We start from the raw sequence: 16,028 nt of genomic DNA, 5'->3' as shown, positions 1-16,028 counted from the left end.
ATATTTGATATTCAAAGGTAAGGATGCTTTTTAAGCTAATTTCCTATTTTACAAGCTTGTTTTCTCAATATACTTTTGTAAATAGGACTTAGTATCCTGAACTTCACCTTTCCAATCTAATATTTCAATATATTGACGATCAACAACAATATTTCTTGTCTTTGAATTTTCATCAATGGTTATATAATATAGTTTTGCTAATTCACTGCCTAAAGTCTTAATGAATTCTTTTTTTATTTTGGCAAGTTGAATACTAAAATCATTGGTTTTCCAAGTTTTTTCTATTAAAGCCATTCTATCCTTAAAACCAGAGTCTAAAATGTCTAATGGATCAGATTTCATATTATTATAATACTTATACATTAGGTTACGATGTTCCAAATGAGATTTCTTTTTATCATAAATAATCCCATCTGTATGAGTTAAGAAAGTCAGATAAAGTGCCATTTGAACAGGATTTAAAGCCACTTCAATATTTCCTAATTCCTCAAAGTAAAATTTATTAGTTCGGAGGTCTATGGTCATTACAAGAGGTTTAGGTGCTAAGCCCCAACGGTTTTTCAAAAGCATGAAGCTTCTTAATTTTTCTAAAATCTCCAGCACTGTTAAAATCAGGTTCGGGTCAACTTTTTTCTCAATAAGACTATCAATTTCTTCAGCAGAAAGGTCGGCAGTACGAAGTTTTAAAATCACATCTTTTTTATAACTGCAGAAGTCTAGGATACCACCTTTACTCCTGTTCATATTGATAGTTTTTGTAGCTTCTTCTGTATTTTCGAACCACTGCATCATTAAAACTGTAACTGCAATATGATAGGCTATAGGATAACGAGTATCGTTACCTGGGAAATATTTGTGGTAATCTGAAGTTTGAATATAGGCATTCAGCCTATTTTCCTCATCGCATTTAAGAAAAAGATTATTTTCATTGGGAAGATCGGTGAGATATAGAACCATATCTGTTTCAGCTATATCTGAATCATATCTAAATTTATCACATTGTTCAAAAAACCAGTTATGCTTAATCTTCTCTTCAGAAATATTTCGAATTTCATTCTCTTCCTCTTCTACATTAAAATCTTCCTTTTCATTAGTTAAATAAGTAATTATACCAGGAATCGATTTTAGGAGATTGTACACATTCCAATATTCGATTTTGCTCACTTCTGGTGAGCGAACTAACCATACTTTATAATTAATTTTTTTCATGATATGTGGTAGAATATGCTTAGAATAGAGATTATTTAATGCCAAATTATAAAATATAATTTTAACACGATTAATTTTCTTGTGAGAGATTTAAATCAAGTCGCCACAAATATATTTTTCCAGGTTGCTAAGAGCATTTTGAATGCATAAGGGATCTTTTGCGTATTGGGCCATTAGGGGTATAGTTAGCTTGATATCATAGTCTAAATTATGGAAAACACCACTCATTATTATAAATTCGGCTCCATGATTTTCACGAAATTTTATCAGTTCATTGTTTAATTCTTGCGATGTAGTTTTGCTTGATTTATTCTCATGACCATCGCTTATAAGAGCTAGATATACTTTGCTTACTTTTTTAAATTCAGGGCTTTCTAGTTTTTGATTGAGGTAGCTCAAATTTTCTGCGAGGGCATCGAATATATTGCTATTACCGCTTAGTTCAATGTTTCTGCTTTTCTTTAGGAACTTTAAAGTGGGGAGGTAACTCTCTTCAAAACCTAAATTCTCGGTATTGAAATAGCCACAAGAAATATGGATCAATTTCCCCTGCTCCGTAATTGATTTATTTAAATTTTGCAAATGCCTGATCAACATCGTATAGAGTTCTGGCTGATGCACTTGCATACTCTTGCTATTATCTATAATAATATGATAAAGGAGGCTTTCTGTTTTTGAATTATTATTCAGCATGATTTTAATTATAACATCAATAATTGTAGATTTTAAATCTGGCCTTTGTATTTAAAAAAGTATTTTTTGCTTTAGGCCTTTAAATCTTTCACCAAAACTATTGCTAAATCTTTCCTCAAATCCTCATTTGACAAGCTTGTTTTAATTTCGGCTTTTTTGAATTGCGTCAATTTAAGCTTGATGAAATGATAGATTTTGTCTGATATCTAATTTGGGAATGAGGAAATATCTGGTCAATAAATAATCCCAAGAGGTATCCTTTTACAAATAATAGAATTCCTGTTTTTGATTAAATCAAAATACAAGCATGCAAAATGAGCGCTGATTATTTTCTTTCTCTGGAAATTTTCCTTGCAATAAAAAATCAATTTTGGGGATTTATTATGTCCCCGAAATCCTCGAATTAAATTTATTTAAGCCCCCAATAACCTGTTACATTCCGTTACATCACACGAATAACGCAATTTATTTAGGGCTTCGGAGAATTATTGATTAGACTTGTTTAATCGTATCATCAAAAGAATTATTTAATGGATTAATGCTTCTTAGACTTGGTAATTAATTGTAATTTCTGTTTTTAAAAAATTCAGAATTATTTTAATCCATTAAATAATATTTGATTTATACCCTTAAAGTATTGATTCGAATAATGATATTGAATTAAGGAAAACATGTTAACTAACCTTTAACAGCCCAGTGGTCAAAAGCCGCTGGGTTTTTCATTTGATTCTTATTTCAACAATCATGGCATATGTAACAAATGTTACTCAAATACTCATAAAAATTGTGTAAATTGAGATATACCAAGATTAATAGATAAACTAGTTAATAATATATTATGGATAATCATTTTCAAATCGTAATTATTGGGGGAGGCACTGGCGGAATCATGTCTGCTGCTACTTTATTGGCTAAAGATAAATCTTTGAGCATTGCAATAGTAGAGCCTGCTGAATATCATTATTATCAAGCCGCCTGGACTCTAGTAGGGGCAAATACCTTTGATTTTGAGAAATCACGAAAAAAAATGGCCGATGTTATGCCTAAGGGTGTTACATGGATTAAAGACTTTGCGACAGCTTTTAACTCCGCAAAAAATAGCATTTCTACCAAAGCTTCTGGTGATATTTCTTATGATTTTTTAATTGTTTCTCCTGGTTTGGTTATGGATACATCCCAAATTGAAGGATTAACCGAAGCTTTAGGAAAGGGTGTTGTGTGTAGTAATTATACCAATCCTCAGCATACCTGGGAAGTTTTAAAGAATTTTAAGGGAGGGAATGCAATTTTTACCCAACCAACTACGCCCATTAAATGTGGCGGCGCTCCTCAAAAGATTGCTTATTTGGCAGCAGATTACTTCCGGAAAACGGGTATTCAATCTAAAACAAATGTGGTTTTAGCCATGCCTGGGACAGTTATTTTTGGAGTTCAGCTGATTAAAGAAACCTTAATGGAGGTAGTAAAAGGCTATGGAATTAAGTTTAAACCAAGTTATGCTCCTGTAAAAATTGATGGGGAGAATAAAATTATAACCTTTAAGGTGAATGTTGCGGAAGAGAGTTTAATACATGCCGACTCCTCAATTAAGGAAAAATATATGGGCGATTTACTCGTAGAGATGCCTTTTGACATGCTTCATATTGCACCCCCTCAAGTAGCTCCCGAATTTGTAAGAAATTCGGACCTAGTGAACGATGCGGGTTGGTTAGACGTTGATATTCACACACTTCAACATAAAAAGTATGCTAATATTTTCGGACTTGGAGATGTTGCAGGACTCCCAACAGCAAAAACTGGTGCTGCCATTCGTAAGCAGGTGCCTGTTGTAATTGGCAATATTTTACAACTTATTAAGGAGAATAAATTGGCTGAAAAAATATATGATGGCTATTCTTCTTGTCCGCTAGTAACTGGCTATGGAAAAATGGTTCTAGCCGAGTTTAATTATAAAAATGAATTCACCCCCGATCCCAAATTAAAGCAAATGCTTGTGTTTAAAAGCTATAAAGAGCATTGGAGATTATGGATGCTCAAAAAATATATTCTGCCTTACCTCTATTGGAATAAAATGCTGAAAGGTAAGGAAGTGTAAACACTGGTATTGAAAAAAGGCGTCACATAAAAATTCAAATTATGTGGCGTTTTTAATTATGTAGCCATTTATCGAACACTTTCCTCAAACCTGGCAGTAAAATAAAAACCATTAGGGGGACCAAAATTAAGGTTAAAAACAGGGTTCTTAATGGTATTGGCAGGTGAACAAGCGAATCTCCAATTAAAAATTGTACTAAGGTAATAGTAGGATAAATGGCTATCCAAACCATAATTGCAAATTTCCATTTGGGTGGTGTTTTCATGTTTTTTATTGGGGGTAATTTTTTTCCTAAAATTATCTTTTTAAACTTTACTAATTTCGTCCAATATACTCCTTAAACCATTAAATTTTTCATCGATTATTTTTTCTTTTTCTTTCTTTAAATTCTCTAAAAATGCTGTTGCCACCGGAGAAAATCCTTTATTTTTTAGCCAAATAATGTTCCATACTGAACTTAAAGGGAAGCCTTTGATAGGTATGATCGAAAGTTCACCATTGATAAGTTCATTTTTTATCCCGATTAAGGGCATAACTGAATATCCTAAACCGGCAATTACCGCTTGCTTAACTGCCTCATTGGAAGTGAGCTCCATTTTTTTTCTAACTTTAAGATTATGTAAGGATAGGTATTTCTCAAAGGTATGTCTGGTTCCTGAGCCCTCCTCACGATAGATAATTGGTAAACTCTCTAATATTTCATGACTGTTTTCCTCATAATTATGCATTTTTTCTGAACCACCAACCAAATAAAGTTTGTTTGGCATAAGCTCTATAGACTCAATTTGTAACTTTTCGGGCAAGACCGAAACCAAAGCAAAATCAACCTCGTTTTTTTCCAAGCTTTCAATTACTTTCTCTTTATTTGTTACGTCAAGCGAAAGCTCAATGCCTTGATGCTGCTTCAAAAAATCAGATAAAAAATATGGAATCACATATTTACCTGTAGATACTACAGAGAGTTTAAGTCGCCCACTAAGCTGCCCCTTATAAGCCAGCGTTTTGTAATTGATTGCATATACTTCAGCCAATATTTTCTCAACTGCTATAGCAAGCTCTGCCCCAAAGTCGGTGATGTATAACTGCCTCCCAATCACCTCAGTAAGCGGAATATCAAACTGATCTTGCAAATTCTTTAATTGAATTGAAACTGCAGGCTGCGTGAGATGCAACTCTTCGGCCGCTTTTGTGATACTCTTAGTCTGGGTAATCTTTAAAAAGATCTGAAGCTGATGTAAAGTATAATGCATAAAAATATTTTATGGATAACATTATAAAGATAAATGAAAATATATGAATTGGACTTAACAATTTTGCAATATCAAATTAATAAGAATTGATATGAAGGAAATCAGTTTAGCAGAAGGTGATTTTAAAGCTAAAGATGCGATGGAAATATTAACGGCATATATCCATGTGGAGATTAGCATGTACCAAAGGAATGTGGAATTGGAAAATGACCCAGATAAAATTGCACACTATGCTGAGTCTATTCACCGCTTGCAAAAAATATTGTTTGAAGCCTGCGAGTTTATAGAGCGTAAAAATGGAGCCATCCATTTAAGTTCTAAACTAGATATCAGTTAAGTTGTTAATGATAAATATTTGAATTCAATTTTAATAAAATTATGAATAAAGCAATTAGGTATTCTTTTACCGCGGCATTAAAAAAACTAGTTCAACTCATCAACCTTGAGAAAAGGGAGGTAGGACAAATTTATTTTTATGCAATTCTTATTGGAGCGATTCAATTATCTCTTCCTTTAGGTATACAGGCCATAGTTGGTTTATTGTTTGGCGGAATTTTATCGGTTTCGCTTATTGTTTTGATTGCATTTGTGGTTGTTGGTGTGTTTTTGGGAGGGCTTATTCAGGTGATGCAGATGAATGTAACAGAGAATATCCAGCAGCGTATTTTTACTCGTTTAACATTTGCCTATGCCTATCGGATTCCGAGAATTGATTTATTGAGCATCGACAATTATTATCTCCCTGAACTTGTAAATCGCTTCTTTGATACTGCAAATCTTCAAAAGGGATTAGCAAAGTTATTATTAGATGTGCCAACCGCTTCCATTCAAATTATTTTCGGGATACTGCTTTTAACCTTTTATCATCCTGCTTTCGCTGTTTTTGGCTTCATACTTTTAATCTTCATTGTTTTTATCATATCGGGTAGTAGCAATAAGGGACTTAACTCTAGCATGGAGGAGAGCGATTTCAAATATCGCGTGGGGCATTGGTTAGAAGAGATTTCAAGAGCAATCAAAACTTTTAAATTCATTCAAAAAGGGCAGTTTCACTTAAATAAAGTGGATGAACTTATCCTAGGATACTTATCGGCAAGACGTTTACATTTTCAAGTGCTTGTTCTTCAATACAAGACCTTAATTGCCTTCAAAGTGTTGATTACAGGATCCATGTTGATTATTGGAACCTTATTATTCTTAGATCAAAAAATCAATTTAGGACAGTTTATTGCAGCCGAACTGATCATAATTGCTGTGTTAAATTCCGTAGAAAAATTGATTTTGAGCTTAGCTACGGGTTATGATGTACTTACAGCAATTGAAAAATTAGATCATGTTTTACAAAAGCCCCAAGACAGAGATCTAGAGCGTATTAAGGGTTTCGATTCCGATTATTCGAAGGGCTTTGATCTTTCGGTAAGAAATTTGGGATTCTCATTCCCTAATGGGAAAAAGGTATTGGAGAATGTTTCATTTGAACTAAAACCTGGCGAGAAGATTTGTATTAGTGGTAATCAGGGCTCGGGCAAAACGACTTTGATTAGGGTCTTATCAGGACTTTATGGTGGATATTCTGGTCAAATACTGGTGAATGAGCTGCCACTTCATAATATTCCTGTGGATGATTGGAGGAATGGTATAGCCGTATTTTTTGCCCAAGAGGAGCTGTTTAATGGCACGCTGCTCGAAAATCTCACATTAGGCAATCTCGATAGATCGCTTGAGGAAATTAATGAAACCTGTAAGCTTGTAGGGCTCCTTCCATTTATACAAAGCAAGGTAGAAGGTTATCATATTATGATTGATTCACAAGGGCAGAAGCTTCCTCATAGCGTTATTCAAAAAATTCTTTTAGCGCGCTGTTTATTGAGAAAGCCTTTAATATTAATGATGGAAAACGGATGGGAAGCTATAGAAATGGAATACCGACAACACATTGTGAATAAATTAATTTCGGATAAGTCTTTTAGTCTTATTGCCATTACAGACCTTCCAGAACTAGTATCTGCTTGCGACCGTACCATTCATATTGCAAAGAATAATAAATAAGATAAGACGATGTTTCTTGAGAAAAAGACAGATTTAACGAACTTCTCGCAGTTCAAATCATTTGTGGTTACAGCAGCGCCCACTAAACGCCTGCGCAAAACCAAGTGGATGCTAATTATTTTGGGTGTATTGATTGCGGCGCTAGTTTTACCATGGACACAGAATATCCGTTCAAGGGGGAATGTTTCTACGCTTAACCCAGAGCAGCGCCCGCAAGAGGTGAATAGCTTAATTAGCGCTAGAATATCCAAATGGTATATTCAAAATGGCGATTTTGTTAAAAAGGGAGATACTTTATTGGCCTTGGCAGAAACAAAGGATGAGTATTTAGATCCGGAGCTATTGCAGCGAACCACCGAACAGCTCAATGCTAAAAGTCAGTCGGCAGATTTTTACAGAAATAAAGTAAATACTAGCCTACAACAAATAAGTGCGCTTGAAGAGGGTCTGGAGCTTAAATTATCGCAGCTCAAAATTAAGCTTAGGCAATATACGCTTCAAGTTCAATCGGATAGCATGGCGATGACTGCCGCTGCTGGTCAGTTTAAAATTGCTAGCGTTCAAGTTCAAAGGCAGGAAGAGCTTTTTAAAGCAGGTTTAAAATCTTTGGTGGAATTAGAAGCTAGACAACAATATTTTCAGGATGCGCTGGCGAAAAAAATTGGGACTGAAAACAAGTTTCAAAATAGCAAGAATGAGCTTGTAAACATACGATTAGAGCTCTCTTCAGCTTCACAAGAATATTCAGAGAAAATATCTAAGGCAGCTGGCGACAAGTACGCTGCTTTATCTGAGGTTGCCTCGAGTGATGGCGAAGCCTCGAAGCTTCGGAATGTACTTTTCAATTATAGTGCGAGAAAGAGTTTTCACTACATCATTGCACCTCAAGATGGACAAGTACTTCAGAGCGGAAAGGCGGGAATTGGTGAAACGGTTAAAGATGGAGAAAAGCTATTAACGATAGTCCCAGCTCAGTTGATGCAGGCTATTGAAATAAAAGTCGATCCAAATGATATGCCACTCATTAATTTAGGACAGCTGGTAAGAATACAGTTTGATGGTTTCCCTGCCATTATTTTTTCGGGATGGCCTCAAGCATCTTATGGTTTATTTAGTGGCCGTATTTCGGCAATCGACAATACTATTGATGAATCGGGGAAATTTAAAGTTTGGGTAATCCCAGTCCAAGGTGATAAAAAATGGCCTCAGAATTTGCGTTATGGGACTGGTTGTCAGGCTATTGCTTTGCTTGATGATGTGCCAATTTGGTATGAGCTATGGCGCCGATTTAATGGCTTCCCACCTAATTTTTATAATCCAAAATCTAAAGAAACCAATATCCAGAAATGAAAAAATTAAGCTTTTTTGTTTTATTTCTATCTCTTAACTCTGTTTGGGCTCAAGAAAAGCGCTTGACTTTGGATGAATATCTTTCATTAATAAAAAGCTATCACCCGGTGGCTCTACAGGCTGGAATTGGGGTAGATCGTGCTTTTTATCTTCGTCGTGAGGCCTTGGGTGCTTTTGATCCGAAGTTGGAGCTGGCCCAGGAGAAAAAGGTTTTTAATGGGACTAACTACTACGATTATTTGATTCCTCAAGTGAAGTTGCCATTGTGGTATGGGATTGATTTGAAGGGTAGCTATACTACTTACTCAGGTAATTTTGTAAATCCTGAAAATAGAGTCCCGGAGGCTGGTTTGGGCTTTGTAGGCTTGAGCGTTCCCTTGGGTAGCGGATTAATTATTGATGAGCGTAGAGCGGCCTTAAAACAAGCTAGTTTATTTCAAAATATGGCGGCCAATGAGCAGCAACAAATTCTAAATCAATTGTTTGTGGATGCTACTGGTGCTTATGTAAAATGGCTCAATAATTGGCTAAATACCGAAATTTATCGTGAGGCTGTAGCGTTGGCAAAGCAACGTGCAGAGGGTGTTAAATTATTGTTTAATAATGGCGACCTACCGGCAATTGATACGCTTGAGGCATTGATTTTATTGCAATCTCGTCAGCAAAAATTGATTGATTATGAGACGAAATTAATAACTAGCAAAAATGATTTGGCGAGCTACCTGTGGCTTGAGAATGCTATTCCTGTAGATCCAAAACTCCTAAATATCAGTCCCGACCCCCAAGTATTAAGCTTGAATTTGCCTGATGGTCTTTTGAATGAAGAACCCTCGATTATAGCTGATTTAAATCCGGAAGTCAAGAATTACGGAATAAAAGTTCAACAATTGGAGGTGGAAAGACGCTTAAAGTTAGATCAAATTAAACCAAGCTTAAATGTGAATCTTGGTTTGCTAAATTCTGGCAGAAATATTTTTAATAATATGAATCCAGCATGGCTACAAAATAATCAAAAGTTCGGTTTTACTTTTTCTATGCCACTTACCTTCACCAAGCAAAGAGCAAGTTATAGCCTTGCCAAATTGAAATTAAAGGATGCGGAATATGCTTTTTTGGATAAAAGGAACTTGACAGCAATTAAGTGGGAAAATTATAAGAATGATCTGCAAAACCTTGATAATCAAATCAAATTGTACCGAGGAATGGAAGAAAATAGTTCCAGTTTACTAAAGGGCGAAGAAATCAAGTTTAGTGCCGGCGAGAGCTCCCTTTTTCTTGTTAACTCCAGAGAGCAGAAATTATTAGAAGTTAGGGAAAAGACCAATGAGATTTCTGCAAAACGTATTGAAGTAATACAGAACCTAAAATGGATTGCAAATTTGATGGGGGTGGAATAGTTTTCCGAGCCTAAATTTTCCAGCTAGTATTTCCAGTTTATAATCATAAAAAATGAATCAAAGTATTTATTTAGGTTGATAAACTTTTTGTGCATTCTTTAATATTTCTGCCTTATCAAGGGTCATTCTTTTTGTTTTTTGAGATTGGTACAGCTCTCTTTGATCAGAAAAATGCTTTGAATTTGGATCAGAGCTTGCTCCGAACGTGTTTACAGTCTCAATTAATGGTAAACCACCACCTTTCGGGAATTTCACAAAGCCAATATAGGCATCTCCGCTAGTCATGCTGCGTTTGCCATCCACATAAGGCTTGGTCATTACTGCGGCTAACACGTCTGGCATACCTCCTTGTGGCCAATCTTCTTTTCCTCTTTGTAATCGTTGAAAATCTCCCAAACTTACATTTAGAGTCCCAAAATTTTTCATCAAATGTTTATGGATAAACTCATAGACTTCTACCGCACCTTCATTGCTAAGCGTATCTTGTGGACGCTCGTTCATCGTGTTTGAAATTTGATAGTAAGCTAAATTATAAATTAAAGCGCCCTTACTTTCTGGGTTTGTATTGTGATCCCAAGCTTTTAATTCTTTAATTAGGGGCTCTAATTTCGGGTATTTAGATTCATCAACCTCAAAAAACGCATCTGAATAAAAGCCATAAGGGTATAATATTTTAGTGGGCAATTGACGGTCAAATTTTATTCGCTTTAAATCATCCCAACTAATTTTATCATAAGTTTCAATTAATTCTTTTGCCCGCTGACTCCGATTATTATGATAGGTTTCATATCCATCATTTTTGTCATAAGAGGTGGCTTTCAGGTTTTCATTTTCGGATGTAGCCAGAAAAGGGGAATGATTTGTATTAAATAAGTATCCACTTTTTGGGTTCAATTGTTGTGGTAATTCGCTCAATGGCTTGAATTTGTCCCACAGAGTTGCACGTGTATTTCCAGGCAATGTTGTACTCCAATCGTATCTTTTATCCGGATTACGGTAGGGCATTTTCCCATTAGAGATATAGAATATATTGTCTTCCTTATCGGCATACATAATATTGAACATGGCCAAATGGTTTTGTTCAAGGGCCTCTTTAAACTCTTTTAAATTAGTAGAACGATTCATGGCGTACCATTGCTGAAGAGCACCGGCATCCATCAATGCTGGAAGTCGCAGTGAGAAAAACTGTCCATTAGGACTTTTAACTGTTGGTCCGTAAATTGATTTATAGGCTGATTTGTAAATGGGAAATGGAATTCCTTTGATGGAAAGCTTGATTCTTTTCTTCTCTAAAGTCAACCATTCTCCATCCACAAGGTATTGCCCAGGACGTTTTTTATCGGTTTGCAATTGAAACACATCAATTTTATCTTGAAAATTTACGGTATGCGCCCAAGCTAAATTAGGAGTGACCCCGTGAAAAATGAGTGGCCCCCCTGGGAATAGTCCCCCTAAGATATTCCAACCTTCATCACTTTGAACATGCGCTTCATAAAAGGCCGTAGCGCCCTCAATGGGTTGATGTGCATTAATGACCAACATGGGCTCACCTGTAGCTGATTTTGAAGCACTAATTGCAAATGCATTGCTCCCTTCGCCGGTAAAGCCTGGCAAGTTAGCAATAGATCCATTGAGTATTTTGGGTAATGTTTTATCTACACCGCAAAAAACTGCAACAGAAAACATGGTTGTGGCAATATAATCTTCTATTGCTATGGGAAATACGTTTTTATTTAAAACTTCATTTGGATGTGCTTTTGCATAGGCTTCTAGTCCCATGAGATAACCCTGAACCAATTGTATAAATTTGGGGTCCATAGATTTTATTTGCTGCTGCACTGTAGTTTTGGTATCTAATAAGCCAAATACATAGTCAACGGGTGCACCACTTTTACCCAAGTAAGTGCTCAGCTTACCCTGCCCTGTTAAAATTAAGGTTTGAATTGTTTTAAAATCATCTTCCGAATGAGCCCAAGCTAAGCCATAGGCCACTTCAGGGTCTGTAGGTGCAAATATGTGTGGCACGCCGTAATTATCGCGCGCAATGCTAATTTTATTGACATTAATTATAGGTTTTTGAACTTCTTGGGCAAATAGCGAAGTGCAAAATGCAGTTAAAAATAGGCTAATGATAAATTTCATATCGATAAATTAATGTTTAAATTGAAATTCGTTTCCACTTTACAGAAACATCCGAACCCTCAGCAAGTATTACATGGTCTGGCTGCATGCCATTTAAAAATTTAAAATTAGAACCGTACATTTTTTCAAAATCACAGCCAATTTTATAGTCAATTACCTGATTCACTTTCCAGCTTGGGTGATTAATTCTATATTCCAATGTTTTATGCTCATTTACTCGAGTATAACCGAAATAATGCTCAAATATGAAAGCTTCCACACTACCAGCTTTCATTTCATTGCCTTGATTATGTGCATTTACAAGGATATTATTCCATTTTTTATCCTTTTTCCAAGCATAATCTATTTTTTTTTAGGCCTTCAGTAATTTGCCAATCATGTTTTGTTTTCACAGCCGTATAATGTTCTTTATAAAGGTAATTGGCCATCCATGCAACGGGTGCATAAGGAACTGTTTCATTGATGAAAACTACTCCTCTTTTTGTTCTGCCTTCCTGCTTCCTGACTACATAAAACCTCAGATTTATTTCTTCAAACGAACCCAAATAGGGGATAGGTATTTTAAATATCTTGGTTTTATTGAACATAAAACCTACTAAACTCACATAGAATTTACCTTCAAAGGGGTCTAATTCGACTCCTTTTGGTAGGTATGGAATCAGCACATCCGGTTCTACAGCATAATTTGCCATAATCAGATTCTCCCATTTAGCTTCTAGAAAGTTCATTTAATTTTTATTCCTCAAAGCTATTAATTAACCTATCCCAATCAAGTAGTCGAACAAACTAATTTCTGTAGGTATTTGTAATTTTTTGCGTAATCGATACCGTCCTATTTCTACTCCTCTAACTGAAATATTTGCAAATTGTGCAATTTCTTTAGTGCTTAAATTCATGCGTAAATAAGCACATAATTTAAGCTCATTGGATGTGATATTGGGGTGTCTTTCCTTAATTATATTTAGAAAATCACTGTGGACTTTATCAAAATGTTTAGTGAAGTTTTTCCATTCTTGGTCCATGCGATCATCCTCATTATATGTTTTAACCATTTTCTTTAGCTCAGAAATGGCTTCTGGATGATCAATTACTTTAATTACCTTATTGAGCTCTTCTTTAGTTTTACTCAGAAGTTCGGCTTTTTTCACAAGATGCATAGCGGATGAAGCCAATTCGGAATTCATTAAATTAATTTCTACCTCTAGTTTCTCATTTCTTAATAGCGCTAATTCACCTTCTGTGCGACTTAACTCTAGCTCATGGATATAGGATAGTTTGGCTTGCTCTTTTTGATGTTTTTCTTGTTGTTTTTGTAATCTACGCTCCTGCCATATATAAACCACATAAATTAATCCCACAATAATTCCGAAATAGAAAGTTTTTGCCCAAACTGACAAATACCAAGGAGGAAGAACTTTGAACGAATAACTACTTACTTCCGATTCATTTCCTAAATTATTCCTCGCTTTAACTTCAAAAACATAATCTCCAAAGGGTAAGTTGGTATATTCTTTTTCTGTTCTTTTCGACCATTCCGACCAGTTTCTATCGAATTTTTTTAATCGGTAGCTATATTCTATGTTCGATTGGAATCCGAATAATGGTGATGAAAATTCCACTTGAATTGTATTCCAATCGCTTGTTATTTCTGGTATAATTTGTTCCTTTTGACTCGTATTGTAAAATCCACCAAAAAGAAGGCTATCGCTTTGATTGTTGATTTTGATGGATCTTACCTGGACTTTCAATTTTGGAATGGATTGTTTGTATTTTTCATAATTTATGTTGAAAAAGCCCTTTTCGCCACCAATTAAGATATTATTTTGATTGATGGGATAAATAAATTCAAACCCACTCAGCATTTTGTTATTTAATTCAGGCAGGTAAATTACCTTCGGGTTTTCACTGGTATAGTCTATTACACCCAATGTTTTTTCTCTGATAAACCAAATATTCCCACTTGCGTCTTCTTTCATATAACGCAAACTTGCGTCGCCAAGTAGTTTTTGATAATATTCTGATACCTCAAATAAATTCTTGCTTTTGTTATAGCTATAAACTCCCTTTTCTGTTGCAACTAATACTTCGTTTTTAATCTTATAAACGTGATTATTTACGTTTGAGGGTAAACCGTTTTTTTGGGTAAAGGTATAAATGGAATAATTGTTAGTGTTCGATTGCTTGATTTTATAAACGCCATGATATGGATGCGAAACCCATAGAAAACCGTCATTATCGATAGCAAGAAATCGTGATGACTCAGTAAAGTTGGGTATTTTCTGTTTAGGGATGAATTTTTGCTTGTTTGAATCGAAAATCACTAAACCATCATAGGTGCCTGCTACCATTTGTGATTTCCCGAATGCATCAGTTAAGGGTAAGAAGTTCCAATAGCCTCTAAGATTGGATATTTGCTCTAATTTATTGTTTTTAACTAAAAAAGCGCCTTCATGATGCCCTAGGAGCAAATCTTTATTGATTCTTGAAAGCCCCCATGTTTGTCCCTTTGAGTTTTCAACCGCCCTGAAATCGCCTTTACTAAAACTTAAATCCTTGGTGTTTTGTAAGGTAACGCTAAAAAGTCCATTTGAAGTGCCTAAAAACAGCTGGTTGTCAAATAGCATGGCGGCATATCCTGAACCATCTTGAAGTATAGGATTTAGTTGTTTTATGGGACTATTATAAGCTATGAAATCGATGCCATTATCTAATCCTAGCCATAAATTTTGCTGCTGATCTAAGAAAATACTTAAAACATTATTATTCTGAAGCCCTTCAATCTTTGAAAAACGTTGAATAGTATTACCTCGCGAATCAATGATATAAACCCCTCCATTGCTTGTAGCTATTGCAATCCAATTTTTATTTATAGATGTAGCAGAATAGATTCTTTCATTTTCAAAAATTTTCTGATTAGCAGTTTTTATTTTGCTTAAACCTTCATTATTGAGTAAAAACAAGCCGTTTTTTAATGTAGTTACAATTGATTGTTTGTTTTGAATAGGCAAAATACCTGTAATAGGGTCGTTTTTAGGAAGTTCCTCCTGTCGTAGTATAGGAACCCACGTATCATTTTCAAACTTATTTAATCCGCTTTTAAAATCATGAGCGTATAAAGTGCCCTCAGACGCTGCCATAAAATTCCACTCACTCAAAGCTTTATAACTAGCTATTTTGCCATTAATTAACTTGAAAATCTTGTTTGAAGTGCGGAAAAATATATTTTGATTGATTCGTACAATATCCCATACATCGCCAAATGATCTGTTTTTCTCATCTATTAATGAGGTATATGAATGATAAGATAACCTTCCGTTAGCTGTTGGAGCAAAATATCCAATTTCATCCTGCCCACCAACGTAAATTTTATTGTCTAAGCCGATTTCAATAGATCGAACAATGGTTTTATTAGGTAATGGGAATAAATTCCAATACTTACCATCAAAGGTGAGTAAACCTTCATTATTTGCCACATAAATGATCCCATTTTTATCTTGTTTGATGTCCCAATTCTGTAAACCGGCATTGTATTGTTGCTTGTCGTAGTTGATTACATCCGGAAGTCCGATGGTATTCTGTCCAAACAACTGAAAGGGAATTAATAATAACAATAATAATTTTCTCATGAATATATAAATTAAAGCTATTGTGGGCGTTTTCTCAAAATTTATGATGTAGTATTGTTGTATTTTAAATATCGCATAATTGATTCAATTCTGCATTATGATGTAGTATTGAAGTAGTTATTTTTTTGATTGTTGTATTGCTTAACCGCACCTTTATGCTCCAATTATAAAGAATTTAAAATTTAAAGAACAATTATTATTTACTAAACTCAATTTC

At 34.9% G+C, this 16,028-nt stretch carries 13 protein-coding genes; 5 read left to right on the top strand and 8 right to left on the bottom strand.

The window, feature by feature from the left end; all coding sequences use genetic code 11:
* Positions 1-48: 48 nt before the first annotated feature.
* Both QZ136_RS03630 and QZ136_RS03625 read right to left on the bottom strand, forming a co-directional pair.
* Positions 49-1,209: a hypothetical protein gene (locus QZ136_RS03630; RefSeq protein ID WP_291400426.1), complete on the bottom strand. Its 1,161-nt coding sequence runs from the start codon at positions 1,207-1,209 to the stop codon at positions 49-51.
* Positions 1,210-1,299: 90 nt separating this feature from the next.
* Positions 1,300-1,902, bottom strand: a complete 603-nt coding sequence (locus tag QZ136_RS03625; protein ID WP_291400424.1) for a hypothetical protein — start codon at positions 1,900-1,902, stop codon at positions 1,300-1,302.
* Positions 1,903-2,740: 838 nt separating this feature from the next.
* On the opposite strand from QZ136_RS03625, the gene QZ136_RS03620 reads away from it, so the two are divergent.
* Complete coding sequence (locus tag QZ136_RS03620) at positions 2,741-3,997, top strand: FAD/NAD(P)-binding oxidoreductase (protein WP_291400422.1); 1,257 nt, start codon at positions 2,741-2,743, stop codon at positions 3,995-3,997.
* 52 nt (positions 3,998-4,049) lie between these two features.
* On the opposite strand, the gene QZ136_RS03615 is transcribed toward QZ136_RS03620, so the two are convergent.
* Together QZ136_RS03615 and QZ136_RS03610 are read right to left on the bottom strand one after the other, a co-directional pair.
* The gene (locus QZ136_RS03615; protein WP_291400420.1) at positions 4,050-4,262 is read right to left on the bottom strand and encodes a hypothetical protein; all 213 of its coding nucleotides are present in this window, start codon (positions 4,260-4,262) and stop codon (positions 4,050-4,052) included.
* Positions 4,263-4,302: 40 nt separating this feature from the next.
* Positions 4,303-5,247, bottom strand: coding sequence for a LysR family transcriptional regulator (locus QZ136_RS03610; RefSeq protein WP_291400418.1), 945 nt, complete (start codon positions 5,245-5,247; stop codon positions 4,303-4,305).
* 91 nt (positions 5,248-5,338) lie between these two features.
* Between QZ136_RS03610 and QZ136_RS03605 the strand changes: the two genes are divergently transcribed.
* Genes QZ136_RS03605 through QZ136_RS03590 form a run of 4 tightly spaced genes read left to right on the top strand, consistent with a single transcriptional unit; the run spans position 5,339 to position 10,043 of the window.
* Positions 5,339-5,584: a hypothetical protein gene (locus QZ136_RS03605; RefSeq protein ID WP_291400416.1), complete on the top strand. Its 246-nt coding sequence runs from the start codon at positions 5,339-5,341 to the stop codon at positions 5,582-5,584.
* A gap of 41 nt (positions 5,585-5,625) precedes the next feature.
* Positions 5,626-7,296, top strand: coding sequence for an ABC transporter ATP-binding protein (locus QZ136_RS03600; protein WP_291400414.1), 1,671 nt, complete (start codon positions 5,626-5,628; stop codon positions 7,294-7,296).
* 9 nt (positions 7,297-7,305) lie between these two features.
* The gene (locus QZ136_RS03595; protein ID WP_291400412.1) at positions 7,306-8,646 is read left to right on the top strand and encodes an HlyD family efflux transporter periplasmic adaptor subunit; all 1,341 of its coding nucleotides are present in this window, start codon (positions 7,306-7,308) and stop codon (positions 8,644-8,646) included.
* Complete coding sequence (locus QZ136_RS03590) at positions 8,643-10,043, top strand: TolC family protein (RefSeq protein ID WP_291400411.1); 1,401 nt, start codon at positions 8,643-8,645, stop codon at positions 10,041-10,043. Before QZ136_RS03595 ends, QZ136_RS03590 begins: the two co-directional genes overlap by 4 nt.
* Before the next feature lie 66 nt (positions 10,044-10,109).
* Here QZ136_RS03590 and QZ136_RS03585 read toward each other — a convergent pair whose 3' ends face one another.
* Genes QZ136_RS03585 through QZ136_RS03570 form a run of 4 tightly spaced genes read right to left on the bottom strand, consistent with a single transcriptional unit; the run spans position 10,110 to position 15,811 of the window.
* Positions 10,110-12,185 (bottom strand): penicillin acylase family protein, encoded by a 2,076-nt coding sequence (locus tag QZ136_RS03585; protein WP_291400409.1) that lies wholly within the window; start codon positions 12,183-12,185, stop codon positions 10,110-10,112.
* Positions 12,186-12,201: 16 nt separating this feature from the next.
* Entirely contained in the window at positions 12,202-12,492 is a 291-nt protein-coding gene (locus QZ136_RS03580) for a DUF2071 domain-containing protein (protein ID WP_291400495.1), read from the bottom strand.
* Between the two features lie 13 nt (positions 12,493-12,505).
* Entirely contained in the window at positions 12,506-12,913 is a 408-nt protein-coding gene (locus tag QZ136_RS03575; protein WP_291400407.1) for a DUF2071 domain-containing protein, read from the bottom strand.
* Positions 12,914-12,940: 27 nt separating this feature from the next.
* On the bottom strand, positions 12,941-15,811 hold the full coding sequence (locus QZ136_RS03570; RefSeq protein WP_291400405.1) for a triple tyrosine motif-containing protein: 2,871 nt from the start codon (positions 15,809-15,811) through the stop codon (positions 12,941-12,943).
* Positions 15,812-16,028 lie beyond the last annotated feature (217 nt).

Source organism: Daejeonella sp., assembly GCF_017495225.1.
GTDB lineage: Bacteria > Bacteroidota > Bacteroidia > Sphingobacteriales > Sphingobacteriaceae > Daejeonella.
The sequence above is the reverse complement of the archived record's forward strand: the minus strand, read 5'-3'. Positions and strand labels throughout refer to the sequence as shown.

Bases quoted from the DNA above. Each gene is read 5' to 3' on its own strand.
- QZ136_RS03615 (WP_291400420.1), bottom strand. From the start codon at position 4,262: ATGAAAACACCACCCAAATGGAAATTTGCAATTATGGTTTGGATAGCC.
- QZ136_RS03605 (WP_291400416.1), top strand. From the start codon at position 5,339: ATGAAGGAAATCAGTTTAGCAGAAGGTGATTTTAAAGCTAAAGATGCG.
- QZ136_RS03620 (WP_291400422.1), top strand. From the start codon at position 2,741: ATGGATAATCATTTTCAAATCGTAATTATTGGGGGAGGCACTGGCGGA.
- QZ136_RS03585 (WP_291400409.1), bottom strand. From the start codon at position 12,185: ATGAAATTTATCATTAGCCTATTTTTAACTGCATTTTGCACTTCGCTA.
- QZ136_RS03590 (WP_291400411.1), top strand. From the start codon at position 8,643: ATGAAAAAATTAAGCTTTTTTGTTTTATTTCTATCTCTTAACTCTGTT.
- QZ136_RS03625 (WP_291400424.1), bottom strand. From the start codon at position 1,902: ATGCTGAATAATAATTCAAAAACAGAAAGCCTCCTTTATCATATTATT.
- QZ136_RS03600 (WP_291400414.1), top strand. From the start codon at position 5,626: ATGAATAAAGCAATTAGGTATTCTTTTACCGCGGCATTAAAAAAACTA.
- QZ136_RS03595 (WP_291400412.1), top strand. From the start codon at position 7,306: ATGTTTCTTGAGAAAAAGACAGATTTAACGAACTTCTCGCAGTTCAAA.
- QZ136_RS03630 (WP_291400426.1), bottom strand. From the start codon at position 1,209: ATGAAAAAAATTAATTATAAAGTATGGTTAGTTCGCTCACCAGAAGTG.
- QZ136_RS03575 (WP_291400407.1), bottom strand. From the start codon at position 12,913: ATGAACTTTCTAGAAGCTAAATGGGAGAATCTGATTATGGCAAATTAT.
- QZ136_RS03610 (WP_291400418.1), bottom strand. From the start codon at position 5,247: ATGCATTATACTTTACATCAGCTTCAGATCTTTTTAAAGATTACCCAG.
- QZ136_RS03570 (WP_291400405.1), bottom strand. From the start codon at position 15,811: ATGAGAAAATTATTATTGTTATTATTAATTCCCTTTCAGTTGTTTGGA.